General features: G+C 28.7%; 13 protein-coding genes. 5 read left to right on the top strand and 8 right to left on the bottom strand.

Going from position 1 to position 13218, the window contains the following annotated elements:
* Positions 1-5: 5 nt before the first annotated feature.
* From XO12_RS00360 to glyA, 8 genes are all read right to left on the bottom strand, one after another.
* The gene (locus tag XO12_RS00360) at positions 6-881 is read right to left on the bottom strand and encodes an AEC family transporter (RefSeq protein WP_175419513.1); all 876 of its coding nucleotides are present in this window, start codon (positions 879-881) and stop codon (positions 6-8) included.
* Positions 882-923: 42 nt separating this feature from the next.
* Positions 924-2114 carry a L,D-transpeptidase family protein gene (locus tag XO12_RS00355; RefSeq protein ID WP_052913103.1) on the bottom strand — a complete coding sequence of 397 codons (1191 nt, stop codon included), beginning with the start codon at positions 2112-2114 and terminating at the stop codon, positions 924-926.
* Positions 2035-3246 (bottom strand): bifunctional phosphopantothenoylcysteine decarboxylase/phosphopantothenate--cysteine ligase CoaBC, encoded by a 1212-nt coding sequence (coaBC, locus tag XO12_RS00350; protein ID WP_047264897.1) that lies wholly within the window; start codon positions 3244-3246, stop codon positions 2035-2037. The genes XO12_RS00355 and coaBC overlap by 80 nt, the downstream gene beginning before the upstream one ends.
* Positions 3227-4630 carry a glutamate--tRNA ligase gene (gene gltX / locus XO12_RS00345; RefSeq protein WP_047264898.1) on the bottom strand — a complete coding sequence of 468 codons (1404 nt, stop codon included), beginning with the start codon at positions 4628-4630 and terminating at the stop codon, positions 3227-3229. The genes coaBC and gltX overlap by 20 nt, the downstream gene beginning before the upstream one ends.
* Entirely contained in the window at positions 4623-5150 is a 528-nt protein-coding gene (locus XO12_RS00340) for a TIGR00725 family protein (RefSeq protein ID WP_175419512.1), read from the bottom strand. The genes gltX and XO12_RS00340 overlap by 8 nt, the downstream gene beginning before the upstream one ends.
* A 4-nt stretch (positions 5151-5154) precedes the next feature.
* A complete protein-coding gene (gene lptB / locus XO12_RS00335; RefSeq protein ID WP_047264900.1) occupies positions 5155-5859 on the bottom strand; it encodes an LPS export ABC transporter ATP-binding protein in 705 nt (234 codons plus the stop codon).
* 1 nt (position 5860) lies between these two features.
* Positions 5861-6358 (bottom strand): OmpH family outer membrane protein, encoded by a 498-nt coding sequence (locus XO12_RS00330; RefSeq protein WP_052913104.1) that lies wholly within the window; start codon positions 6356-6358, stop codon positions 5861-5863.
* A gap of 345 nt (positions 6359-6703) precedes the next feature.
* The gene (gene glyA, locus XO12_RS00325) at positions 6704-7975 is read right to left on the bottom strand and encodes a serine hydroxymethyltransferase (RefSeq protein WP_047264982.1); all 1272 of its coding nucleotides are present in this window, start codon (positions 7973-7975) and stop codon (positions 6704-6706) included.
* Positions 7976-8204: 229 nt separating this feature from the next.
* On the opposite strand from glyA, the gene XO12_RS00320 reads away from it, so the two are divergent.
* From XO12_RS00320 to XO12_RS00300, 5 genes are read left to right on the top strand one after another with little or no spacing between them, the layout of a single operon-like run.
* Positions 8205-9452 carry a PLP-dependent aminotransferase family protein gene (locus XO12_RS00320; protein ID WP_047264901.1) on the top strand — a complete coding sequence of 416 codons (1248 nt, stop codon included), beginning with the start codon at positions 8205-8207 and terminating at the stop codon, positions 9450-9452.
* Between the two features lie 19 nt (positions 9453-9471).
* Entirely contained in the window at positions 9472-10533 is a 1062-nt protein-coding gene (gene buk, locus XO12_RS00315; RefSeq protein ID WP_175419511.1) for a butyrate kinase, read from the top strand.
* Positions 10534-10542: 9 nt separating this feature from the next.
* Complete coding sequence (locus tag XO12_RS00310) at positions 10543-11436, top strand: bifunctional enoyl-CoA hydratase/phosphate acetyltransferase (protein WP_047264903.1); 894 nt, start codon at positions 10543-10545, stop codon at positions 11434-11436.
* 11 nt (positions 11437-11447) lie between these two features.
* Positions 11448-12539, top strand: coding sequence for a butyrate kinase (gene buk / locus XO12_RS00305; protein ID WP_047264904.1), 1092 nt, complete (start codon positions 11448-11450; stop codon positions 12537-12539).
* A complete protein-coding gene (locus tag XO12_RS00300; RefSeq protein ID WP_175419510.1) occupies positions 12532-13200 on the top strand; it encodes a cobalamin biosynthesis protein CobQ in 669 nt (222 codons plus the stop codon). The genes buk (XO12_RS00305) and XO12_RS00300 overlap by 8 nt, the downstream gene beginning before the upstream one ends.
* Positions 13201-13218 lie beyond the last annotated feature (18 nt).

Here is a 13218-nt window from a genome sequence, read left to right as displayed (position 1 = left end):
CCATTCTAAATCATATTAATGAAATAATATAATAATGGTACAGTCAATATTGATAATAATGTGCTCACAAAAACCAGCAAATTACCAAGTGCAGGATTTATTTTTAATTCTTCTGTTATAAAAGAAACATTCATACCAACAGGCATTCCAACTTCAATAACAAAAACACCAGCTAATATGGGATCCAAATTCATAAATTTAACCAGAAAAACAGCGATTGTTGGAAAAATAACTAATTTGAAAATAGTAGTTAATATAGTATCATATAAATCATAAATTTTAATCTTAATTCTTGATAAAGAAACACCAATATTAATCAGAATAATAACAATACTGGCATCTTTTATCATTTCTATAGGCCGTGATAAAAAAAATGGTAAATTATTCCAATACAAACCATTTGCTCCCAAAACCCATCCTATTAAAAACCCCCATAACATAGGAAGTTTTAGCATATTTGTTAAACCTTTGCGAATATTTCCTGTTAATATTATTATACCAATAGAAAAAGATAGTAAGGTCATAACTATAACATAAATAACAGCTTTAGATATATATTCTTCACCAAATAAAGCTTCAACTACAGGGTATCCTAAATATCCACCATTAGAAAACATTAATGCAAAAGAAATGATACCTTTTTCAGCTTTTATTAAATTAAATTTTTTTAAAATAAAAGGAATTAAAATTGATAAAACAAATATTACTAAATATCCCATAAAATATGATTTTAATTCTTTAAATAAAGGGGGATGAGAGTTAATCGCGGTAAATGCCAGCACATTTCCAGCAATCCATATAGTTATTTTATTTAATATAGTATTATCCAGATCAAAAAAAGCCTTTCCAAAAATATATCCCAATAAAATTATTAAAAACAAAGGCAAAATTTTAAATAGGGTTAAAAGAAAAAGCAAACTAAATCACCTCGCAGATTTTAAAGCATAAACCTCTGTTCCAATTCCGGTTAAAAAGTCTAATAGTTCAACATCTTGATTAAAAAGTCTGATACAACCATGAGATATTCTTTTTCCAATTTCCCATGGTTTAGTAGTTCCGTGAATTCCATATTGTTCTTTGGACAATTGCAACCAACGGCTACCAACTCCATTAATGATTGAGCCAGGTTTTATGTATTCTCCATACCAGTATAAAGCGGGTTCTTTTTCTTTATACATTATTCTATAATAGCCTGGAGGTGTAGCATCACTTCTTCCAACTGCAGCCGGAAAAGTTAAAACTTTTTTTCCTAAATAATATAGATTAAGAATAGATTTATCAAGGTCTATAGTAATAATTAAAGGGCTTTCTCCAAATTTTAATTTTCCTATTTTTAGTAATTGTCCCGGATATATGGTTTTTGGATCAGAAATGTTATTATATAATATAATTTCACCAGGTTTAACATTAAATTTTCTGGCAATTTTATATATTGAATCTCCCTTTTTTACTAAATAATTATCAATAAATCGAACTTTATACGAGGCACCCTTTATATTTGAAGATGCATAAAACCATCCTTTTTTAAAAAATCTAATTGTTTTTTTTCTTTCAATCATATATTTATTTAAATAAGTAATATTAATTTCATGAAATCCATCTTCAAGTTTTTCTGGAAGATAATATAAATTATTTTCGCTATTATAAATTTTTATTTTCCTATCAATAAAAACATTTTTTATTTTAAAGTTTCTATTAGAATTGTTTACTAAAACACCTTTCCAACCATCAAGTGTTTCAATAGTAGAAACTTCTAAATTTATTTCTTCGAAAAATTCTCTTAAATCAAGGAAATTATTAATAATAATCTTTTTCCTTCCTGACAAAGAATCATATTCTATTTCTAAAGTTAAAATATCATTTTTACTAAAATCATTAATATTTACTCTTATATCGATATACGTTGGACTATAATTATAATCTGGTCTTACTCTAAACCCAGTATCAAACAAAAAGATTTTAGGATTTATTATCCTTTCTTCTGTAATTAATCTAAAATAAATAATATTATTCTGAAATTTTAAAAAAGTTATATTAGCTTTTGCCATTATAATTATCGGAAATATAATCAATAATCCTAAAAGCAATATATTTTTTAGAATTTTTTTCAACATGGGTAACATCTCCCATTTTATTTATTATGTAAATTTCATTTAATTCAGAATCAAATCCTATCTCTTTTTTTGAAATATCATTGGCTACGATTAAGTCACAATTTTTCTCTATTAATTTTTTCTTTGCATAATCAATTAAATTATTTGATTCAGCAGCAAAACCTACTAAAAACTGATTTTTGTTTTTTATCTTCCCCAATTCTTTTAAAATATCCGGATTTTTGATTAACTCAAGAGAAAAATTGGAAAGGTCTTTTTTTATTTTTTCTTTAGAATAATTCATCACTTTAAAATCAGAAACTGCTGCTGCCATGATAATAATATCAAAATCTTTATACAATTTCATAACTTCATTTTTCATTTCAAAAGCTGTATTTACTTTAATAAATTTTTTCAATATATATGGTGGTTTAATATGTGTTGGACCAGAAATTAATGTGACTTCAGCACCTCTATACGAAAAAGCTCTTGCTAACTCATATCCCATTTTCCCGCTGGATTTGTTGGTAATATTTCGAACAGGATCTATAGATTCAATTGTTGGTCCCGCCGTTATTAATACATTTTTTCCCTTCATATCTTTTTTTGTTAATGAATATTCTAAAAATTCTAATATCATATTATTTTCCGGATATCTCCCTTTTCCAATTTCTCCACAGGCCAGATGTCCAACTTCTGGTTCAACAATCAACCATCCATCGTTTTTTAAAGTTTCTAAATTTCTTTTTAATGCTGGGGATTCATACATTCTTGTATTCATTGTTGGAACAAGTATTTTAGCTTTTTTTCTAAAAGCCAGAGCTATCAAAGATAAAAGATCATCTGCAAAACCATTGGCAATTTTGGCTATTATATTAGCAGTAGCTGGAGCAATGATTAATGCATCAGCATTCATTGAAAGTTGAGTATGAGGTATCCAGCCATTATTTACATCATTCAAATCTGTATAAACGGGACAGTTTCCAACAGCTGAAAATACAACAGGAGATACTAATTTTTTTGCATTTTCTGTTAAAACAACACTCAGATTAGCGTTTGATTTTCTCAATTTAGAAGATAAATCTACAGCTTTATAAATTGCAATTCCGCTACTAACACCTAAAATAATATTTTTATTTTCTAAAATGTTCATATATAAACACCTCTGCTTTTTTAAAACGCGATAAAGTTTTTTCTTTACCTAAAATTGCTATAGATTCAAATAAGCCTGGTGTGACTAACTTTCCTAAAACAATGCCTCGTATAGTTTGAAATGTATTCTTTTTAGAAGTTATTTTTAAATCTGCAATATTTCTGATAACATTTTCAACATTTTCAACTGTATACTCTTCTAAATTTTCAAATTTTTCCTGTGATATTTTTATTAAATCAATTGCCCAATCTTTTTTCAAAAACTTATCGAGAAACTTATCTTCATAATAAAAATCATCAATAAAGAAATTATATGAAAAATCTTTTAACTGCTTTAAAGTATTAACTTTCTCCCTGCAAATCGATAAAACATTTAAAGAATATTCTTTATCTTCTTCGATTTTATTCTTTAAAGAAAAATCTTTTTGATAATCTAGCCATTCAATAAATTCAAAGTATAGACTTTCAATTTTTTTCATTCGCAAATGTTTTCCACACATCCATTCTAACTTTTCATAATCAAATACTACACCTTTATTTGAAATTTTTTGTGGAGTAAATAATGAAACTTTATCTTTAAAATTAAAAATTTCTTCTTCTACAGTCCATCCTAACAAAGCGAGATAATTCATTAAAGCATCACTTAATATACCTTCATTTCTGAAGTATTCAACAGTAGTACCGCCATGTCTTTTGCTTAAAGGTTTTTTATCATTACCAAGAATCAAAGGAATATGCATAAATTCTGGTACTTTCCATCCAAAAGCTTTATATAACATTATTTGTTTTTGAGTATTAGAGATATGATCCTCACCTCTAATAACATGGGTAATATTCATAAAGTGATCATCTATTACAACAGTGAAATTGTATACAGGAATACCATTAGAACGCAAAATTATAAAATCATCTAATAAATCATTTCTGAACTTTATATTCCCTTTCAATAAATCATTGAATTCAGTAAAACCTTTCTTATTAACTTTAAATTTAACAACAATACTATATTCTTTATAATTTTCCGGATAGGTATTTGAAACAAAAAATTCTTCATTATCATTATTATAAACAGCATAGTATGCCATATTTTTTTCAATTAATAAATTAATATATTTTCTGTATAATTCTAATCTTTCACTCTGCCTATACGGACCATAATTTCCATTAATATCCGGACCTTCATCCCAGTTTAAGTTACACCATTTTAAGGCCTCTATTATATTATCTTCAAACTCTTTTTTTGATCTTTCAGTATCTGTATCTTCTATTCTTAAAACAAACTTACCGTTATTTTTTCTAGCAAAAAGCCAGTTAAACAAAGCAGTTCTAACACCACCAACATGTAAATTCCCGGTGGGGCTTGGTGCAAATCTCAATCTAATCATAATATTCCTCCTGTAATTTTTTTAATAGTTCTTCCAGTTTGTTTAAATCATTAACAATATAAACTTCTGACAATCTTCTATTATCAAGATATTTTCCATCAATAAGAATTTTTTGAATTCTATCAGTCCATCCACCAGTACCACTTAATAAAATTACAGGTTTTCTATTTGCATATGCTCCTAAAATCTCTATACCAGTTCCAATTTCACCACCAATACTAATAATAACATCAACACTTTTAACCAACACATAAGACCTCATAGAAAAGTCAAGGCCTGTTTTTATTGAAATATCAAGATAATCATTTCCATTAATTTCCCAAGGTAATATTCCAACAGTTTTTCCTCCATGCTCCTTAACAGATTTGGAAATTAATTCCATAACACCATCTCTGCCACCGCTAAATAATGTCCAATTATTTTTAGATATAATTTTACCTAATTCAAATATAATGTTTTGAAGTGCTTTAATTGGTTCTTTTTCTGGATCTCCAGAATAACCTATAACGCCTATATTCATAAATTCACCAGCCTAAGTAATTTTCTATTACAAGTTTATTATTTAAAACAGTTTCTGGTTCTCCAAAAGCTATAACATTACCTTTATGCAAAACATATAAAATATCAACGACTTCAGCAATTTCGTCAACATTATGATCTGTCACTATAACTCCGAGATTTTTTTTAGATAAAGATTTTATAATTTTTTGTATATCTTTTACAGTTATTGGATCAATTCCTACAAATGGTTCATCAAGCAAAATAAATTTTGGATTTGTTAAAAGCGTTCTGGCAAATTCTAATCTTCTTTTTTCTCCACCAGAAAGTGAATCAGCGATTTGATTTTTTAAGTCAAAAATACCAAATTCCATTAAAATATTTTCAATAATCATATGTTTGTTTTCTATATTTAGCATTGTTGCTATTAATTCCATATTATCCCAAACGGTTAAATTTCTAAAAACAGAAGGTTCCTGTGGAAGATATGCTATCCCTTTTTTAGCTCTAACATGAACTGGCAAATGAGTAATCTTTTCATTGTCGAGAAAAATATCTCCGCTTTTAGGAACCACTATTCCCAAAATTGATTTAAATAATGTCGACTTGCCAGCACCGTTAGGACCTAAAATCCCAACTATTTTTCCAGTGCTGGCTTCAAAATCGACATTATTTAATACAATCTTTCTTCCATATTTTTTTGTAATCTTTTTACATATCAAATTATACATATTATTTTTTTAACATTTCGATTATTTGTTGCGTAATGTCTACTAATTCATCTGCATATAAAACCGATGGTTCATAAAGTACCAGATTATAGCCATTATCTTTGGCATAACTGATAATTTTTGTTTTTATTTCATCCAGAATTTCATTTGTTTTTTTGGTATATTCGTCCTGAATAGCTTTTTGATATTCTGAAACTCTTGTTTGTAATTCTTTTTGTTTTTGAACTAAAGTTTCCTGTGAAGCTCCAGAATTTTTGAGATTTTCAAAATCCTGTTGCAATTTGTTTATTTTGTTCTGATAATATTGAAGATCGTTTTTATATTTTTCCTGTAGGTCAACCCATTTATAATAATTTTGTGTAACCTTTTCCATTTGAACAAATGCAATCTTTAAGTTTTTCCCTGTTTCCTTTGAACCTTCAGATATCCCTATTTTAGGAATAAATAAAAATGCCATTAAAACAATTACTACAATAAAATATTTTGAAAAATGCTTCACCAAAAAACACCTCCTGAAATGTATTCTTGTTATATTATATCATTAATTTCTATTTTTTTAAAAAATTTTTCATAACTATTTTGTTTTGCTTTTCTTAATTTATAATACATATTTTTGAATAATTAATGGATTTTTATTTAACATAATAGTGGTATTATAATAATACCCCTATCCTCCTTAAAATAAACTAAGGAATTTGCGGAGCTATAAGCTCCGTTTTTTTTATTCTTAACCTTTCCGAATATATTTAAAAATTTTTATTAAAATAATATCTAAAGATAACTTAATTTTTTCAACAAGAAAAAAGAATCATAAAAAAGCCCCTTTTGGGGCTTTTTTATGATTTTAAAATATTTTTCCTTTATATAAAGGGAATTTTTCACATAATTCTTTAACTTTGAATTTAATCGATTCTTTAAATTCATCATCCAGACTACCATCTTCGTCTTTTATATTTATAATAACCTCATTGATTAATTGAGCAATAATTTTCATTTCACTTTCTTTCATTCCTCTTGTTGTAACAGCAGGGGTTCCTATTCTGATTCCACTTGTAACAAATGGTGATCTTGTTTCTTTTGGTATAGTATTTTTATTAACAGTAATACCAGAAGCTTCTAAAGCTTTTTCAGCAGCTTTACCCGTTACATTTTTTTCTGTTAAATCAACTAAGAAAAGGTGTGAATCTGTGCCCCCAGAAACTATTCTGAACCCTAACTTTTCCATTTCTTCTGCTAATTTTTTTGCATTTTTAACAACTTGAGCTTGATATTCTTTAAATTCTGGAGATAGAGCTTCTTTGAAAGCTACAGCTTTTGCAGCAATAACATGCATTAAAGGTCCACCTTGAATCCCTGGAAATATGCTTTTATTGATTAATTTATATATTTCTTTATCATTAGTTAAAATCATACCTCCACGAGGACCTCTTAATGTTTTGTGTGTAGTAGTAGTAACAACGTGTGCATATTCCAAAGGATTGGGATATAAACCAGCAGCAACTAAACCTGCAAAATGTGACATATCAACAACTAAATAAGCTCCTACTTTATTTGCAATATCTCTAAATCTCTTAAAATCAATAATCCTCGCATACGCACTTCCACCAGCTACTATAATTTTCGGATTATGTTCAATAGCTAGCTTTTCAACCTCATCATAATCGATAACCTCTGTTTCTTCGTTAACTCCATACTGTACTACATTGAATATTTTACCAGAAAAGTTAACAGAAGCTCCATGTGTCAAATGACCACCATGACTTAACGACATTCCCATTAATGTTTCTCCTGTTTCCATTAACGCTAAATAAACACCCATATTTGCCTGAGAACCTGAATGTGGTTGAACATTAGCATATTTTGCCCCAAATAATTCTTTAGCCCTTTTTCTTGCTAAAGATTCAGCTTCGTCAACAAATTCACAACCACCATAATATCTTTTTTTAGGATAACCTTCTGCATATTTATTTGTTAATACACTCCCCATTGCTTCCATTACAGCCTGAGATGCAAAATTTTCTGAAGCTATTAATTCTAATCCGAACTCCTGTCTTTTTAATTCTTTCATAACAATATCATAAATTTCAGGATCAACGGTTTTTAAGTTTTCCCACATTTTTATTCCTCCTCTTAAATAAAAATTTCTATACCAATTATACAATATATTATAATGAAAAGCCAACAGCATTATTGAAAAAAATTTCGTGAAAAATTTTTCACACAGCATATAATCACATATAATTCTATATAACCCGATATATACCTCTGTAATCAACTTTGTAAAAATATATTTAAAAGTGTAAAATAAAAATGAGAAAAAAACTAAATTCGGAGGGGTGAAATGTATGAAATTTGAAAGTAAATATTCTGTAACAGTAAACAGAATTAAATCAAACATCATTAGAGAACTGTTGAAAACTGCAACGGCAAAAGGAATTATTTCATTTGGTGGCGGTATTCCAGATCCTGAAACATTTCCAATAGAAAAATTATCTAAAATAGCAAATGATGTAATAATGAATGAATACAAGGTTGCGTTGCAATATGGTTCAACCGAAGGTGATCCTGAATTAATAAAACAGTATATCAGATTATTAAAAAAATACGAAGACATACATTGCTTAAATGAAGAAAATATAATGATTACAACAGGTTCTCAGCAGGCATTGTTTATATTGGGAACAGTATTTTTAGATGAAGATAGTTATTGTGCAGTAAGTAAACCAATTTATTTAGGCGCGGGAAGTGCATTTAATCAGAGAAATCCTAATTATATAAGTATTCCATTAGAAAAAGATGGTATGAATTTAGATATTTTAGAAAGTGAGTTAAAAAAACTTGAAAAAGAAGGAAAGATTGATAAATTTAAATTTGTATATACTGTAAGTAATTTTCACAATCCTGCAGGAATAACCTTGTCATTAGAAAAAAGAAAGAAATTAATAGAATTAGCAGAAAAATATGACTTCATAATTATTGAAGATGATCCATATGGCGCACTAAGATTTGAAGGAGAAAAACTTCCAAGTATTTTTAAATTAAATGAAGGAAAAAGGGTAATATTATTAAATACCTTTAGTAAGGTTTTATCTCCTGGTTTAAGGATTGGTGTAATAATTGCAAATGAAGAATTAATTAAAAAAATGGTCCTTGCAAAACAGGGAATGGATCTTTGTTCATCGACATTAACCCAGAGAATAGCTGCAAGATTTATGGAAAAACACGATTTATTCGAGGAAATTCAACCAACGATAAAATTATATAAAGAAAAGAAGGATAAATTTATGGAAGCATTGGAAAAATATCTGGGTAATATCGAAGGTGTCGAATGGATACATCCTGAAGGTGGATTATTTTCCTGGATAATATTGCCAGAAGGTTTTGATACAATGGAAATGTTTGAGATTGCAAAAGAAAAGAAAATAATATATATTCCTGGGGAAACATTCTATGTAGAAGAACCAGAAAGAAATACAATGAGAGTTTCCTTCTGTCTTCCTTCATTTGAAGAACTTGAAGAAGGAACAAAAAGATTAAGGGAAACTATTGAAGAATATGCAAAGAAAAAAGGAATTACTTTAAAAATAAAATAATTCTATGCGAGGTGGAAAAATGTATCGAATATTAGTAATTAATCCTGGCTCCACATCAACAAAAATAGCTGTATTTGAAGAAAATAAAATAATTGTTTCAGAAGAAGTTACACATTCTACTGAAGAATTAGATAAATATAATAGATTAATGGATCAAATAGAATTAAGAAAAAGTGAAATCGTAGAATTTATAGAAAAGTATGGATATAAAATGACTGATTTTGATGCTATTGCTGCTAGAGGAGGTGTTTTGCCACCACTTGAAAGTGGTACATATAAAGTTAATGAAGAAATGGTTGATTATTTAAAAGATAAAACAAAAATAGAACATGCATCAAATTTAGCCGCAGTAATTGGGTGGGAATTGGCAAATAATGAAATTCCTGTTTTTATAACAGACCCAGTATCAGTAGATGAATTCATACCAGAATCAAGAATATCTGGTATACCAGAAATAGAAAGAAAAAGTTTATTTCATGCATTAAATATGAAAAGTGTAGCTCGCAAAGCAGCAAATGAATTGAAAAAAAATTATGAAGAATGCAATTTTATTATAGTACATCTTGGTGGAGGTATATCTATAGGTGCTCAAAGAAAAGGTAAAATGATAGATGTTAATAATGCAAATGATGAAGGCCCATTTAGTCCAGAAAGAACTGGAGAATTACCAGTTGGCGATCTAGTTAAAATAGCTTTTTCCAAAAAGTATGATAAAAGAGAATTGAAAAAAAGATATATTGGTAAAGGTGGTTTGGTTGCATATTTAGGTACTAATGATTTGAGAGTAGCAATGAAAAAAGCCGAACATGATGATTATGCTAAAAAAGTGGTTGAAGCTATGGCATATCAAATTTCAAAAGAAATAGGTGGAATGGCAGCAGTCTTAAAAGGGGATGTTGATGCGATAATTATTACCGGCGGAATGGCAAGAAATGAGATTTTTATTGACATGATAAAACAAAGAGTTTCAAAAATAGCTTTAATAATGTTATACCCAGGGTCATTTGAAATGGAAGCTTTAGCTGAAGGTGCTTTAAGAATTTTAAAGTCTGAAGAAAAAGCTAAAGAATGGGAAATGTGAGGTGATAATATGAGAATCAATAAAATAATACAATTAGCACAGAATCTTGAAAATAAAAAAACGGTTGGTGTTGCTGCTGCAGAAGATGACGTTGTATTAAAAGCAGTAAGTAGAGCTGTTAAGGAAAATATATGTAATGTAGTATTATATGGAGATGAAGAGAAAATAAAGGAGATTGCAGAAAATAATGATATAGATATTTCAGAAATGAAAATCATTCATTGCAATACAAACAAAGAAGCAATAGTAAAAACAATAGAGGATGTTTCATCAGGGAAAATTGATTTACCAATGAAAGGTCATATAACTACAGGAGAATTACTATCTGTTTATTTAAAAGAAGAATATGATTTAAGAATAAAAGGAACAATTAATTTAGTTAGCGTATTTGATATTGAGAATTACCATAAATTATTAATTGTAACTGATGCTGGTATGGTAATCGCACCAACATTAGAACAAAAAGTTGATTCTATAAACAATGCAGTAAAGGTCGCAAATGCCCTGAAAATAGAAAATCCTAAAGTTGCTATTGTAGGTGCTCTTGAAAAGGTAAATACAAAAATGCCGGCTACTGTAGATGCTGCTATTATAACTCAGATGAATAGAAGAGGGCAAATTAAAGGTTGTATTGTTGATGGTCCTTTTGCAATGGACAATGCTATATCAAAAGAAGCCGCAGAGCATAAAGGTATAAAAAGCGTGGTTGCAGGAGACGCAGATATTATAATAATGCCAGATATTGAAGCAGGAAATATTTTTTATAAATCTATGGTATTTCTTTCCAAAGCAGGAGTTGCGAGTACGATTTTAGGTGGGAAAAAACCTGTAGTATTGACTTCAAGAGCAGATTCTGATGATGCAAAATTGTTATCAATTGCATTATCTGTACTCTTGGCATAGGAGGTAATAATATGTACAAAATATTGGTTATAAATCCTGGCTCCACATCAACTAAATTAGCAATATATGAAGATGAAAATTTAGTTTCCAAAGAAACTGTACGACACACATCTGAAGAATTGTCTCCTTTTAATCATATAGCAGAACAATATGAATTCAGAAAAGAAGTTATAAAAAAGTTTTTAGAAAAAGAAGGTCATCAAATATCTTCATTTTCAGCTATTATAGGTAGAGGTGGTCTTTTAAGGCCTATTCCTGGTGGTGTGTACAAAGTAAATGAACTAATGAAAGAGGAATTAAGAGAAGGAAAGTACGGAGAACACGCTTCCAATTTAGGTGCTTTAATAGCTCATGAATTAGCATCAGAATATGATATTCCATCATATATTGCGGATCCAGTAGTTGTTGATGAAATGGATGAAATTGCAAAATTTTCAGGGCATCCTGATTTTGAAAGAAAATCTATTTTTCACGCTTTGAATCAAAAAGCTGTAGCAAGACTTATAGCTGAAAAAATGAATAAAAAATATGAAGAAATTAATTTAATAGTGGTTCACATGGGTGGTGGAATTTCAATTGGTGCCCATAAAAAAGGGAAAGTTGTTGATGTAAATAATGCACTGGATGGCGACGGCCCTTTTACCCCTGAAAGGTCTGGAACATTACCTATGACACAGATAATCGATTTAGCCTATTCAGATAGTATTACTTTAGATAAAATGAAAAAAAGAATAAAAGGTAAAGGCGGATTGGTAGCTTATTTAGATACAAATGATGCTCTTGAAGTTCAAAAAAGAGTAGAAGATGGTGAAGAATACGCAACATTAATTTATAAAGCTATGGCTTTACAAATTGCAAAATGGATTGGAAAAATGGCAACGGCTTTAAATTTTGAAGTCGATGGAATTATTTTAACTGGCGGATTAGCTTACGATAAAAATAATATGGTTAAGTGGCTTACTGAACACACAGAATTCATAGCTCCTATTTATGTTGTTCCAGGTGGAGATGAAGAAAAGGCTTTAGCTGAGGCTGCATTAAGGGCTTTAAAAGGAATAGAAAAAGTTAAGAGTTATCCTCCAACGGAGGGAAAATATGCTTAATACAGAATATAAATGTCACGTAATTATTGGAATGTTTGGATCTGGAAAAACAGAAATTGCCTTAAATTCTTCTATATATTTAAAAGAAAAATATGAAAATGTTGCAATTGCGGATATTGATGTAATAAGTCCATATTTCAGAACACGAGATGAAATTGACATTTTAGAAAATATGGGAATAAAGGTTATAACTCCTCCGAGAAAATTTATGCATGCTGATTTACCTATAATTCCTCCGCAGGTTGGTGGTTATATAGTAAATCCTGAATTTCAAACAATAATTGATGCCGGTGGAAATGAAGATGGTTCAACGGTAGTTGGATCTTTAAAAAATTTTCTTGATCAAACTAAAACAGCTACATATTTTGTTGTTAATACAAAACGACCTTTTATGAATAACGTTGATGACATTATATATTATATTGAAAGGCTAAGTGCTAAGGCTAGAAGAAAAATAGATTATCTTATTTCAAACTCTAATTTACAGAATGAAACAACAGAAAAAATAATATTAGAAGGGGAAAAACTTTTAGAATCAGTATCTGAAAAGACTGGAATACCTGTAGCATTTACAGTTGTTCCAGAATATTTAAAAGAATTGAATACAAAATATACAAAATTTATATTAAAAAGATTTTTAGATAAAGTATATCAATTATAGTTAAATAGAAGGAGGGAT

The organism is Marinitoga sp. 1154, assembly GCF_013363285.1.
Classification (GTDB): Bacteria; Thermotogota; Thermotogae; order Petrotogales; family Petrotogaceae; genus Marinitoga.
This window is presented reverse-complemented; position numbering and strand designations above follow the sequence as displayed.

What these genes read in the sequence shown, in the direction of transcription:
- buk (WP_175419511.1), top strand. Translation starts at nt 9,472, where the DNA reads ATGTATCGAATATTAGTAATTAATCCTGGCTCCACATCAACAAAAATA.
- buk (WP_047264904.1), top strand. Translation starts at nt 11,448, where the DNA reads ATGTACAAAATATTGGTTATAAATCCTGGCTCCACATCAACTAAATTA.
- XO12_RS00340 (WP_175419512.1), bottom strand. Translation starts at nt 5,150, where the DNA reads ATGAATATAGGCGTTATAGGTTATTCTGGAGATCCAGAAAAAGAACCA.
- gltX (WP_047264898.1), bottom strand. Translation starts at nt 4,630, where the DNA reads ATGATTAGATTGAGATTTGCACCAAGCCCCACCGGGAATTTACATGTT.
- XO12_RS00320 (WP_047264901.1), top strand. Translation starts at nt 8,205, where the DNA reads ATGAAATTTGAAAGTAAATATTCTGTAACAGTAAACAGAATTAAATCA.
- lptB (WP_047264900.1), bottom strand. Translation starts at nt 5,859, where the DNA reads ATGTATAATTTGATATGTAAAAAGATTACAAAAAAATATGGAAGAAAG.
- XO12_RS00300 (WP_175419510.1), top strand. Translation starts at nt 12,532, where the DNA reads ATGCTTAATACAGAATATAAATGTCACGTAATTATTGGAATGTTTGGA.
- glyA (WP_047264982.1), bottom strand. Translation starts at nt 7,975, where the DNA reads ATGTGGGAAAACTTAAAAACCGTTGATCCTGAAATTTATGATATTGTT.
- coaBC (WP_047264897.1), bottom strand. Translation starts at nt 3,246, where the DNA reads ATGAACATTTTAGAAAATAAAAATATTATTTTAGGTGTTAGTAGCGGA.
- XO12_RS00310 (WP_047264903.1), top strand. Translation starts at nt 10,543, where the DNA reads ATGAGAATCAATAAAATAATACAATTAGCACAGAATCTTGAAAATAAA.
- XO12_RS00355 (WP_052913103.1), bottom strand. Translation starts at nt 2,114, where the DNA reads ATGTTGAAAAAAATTCTAAAAAATATATTGCTTTTAGGATTATTGATT.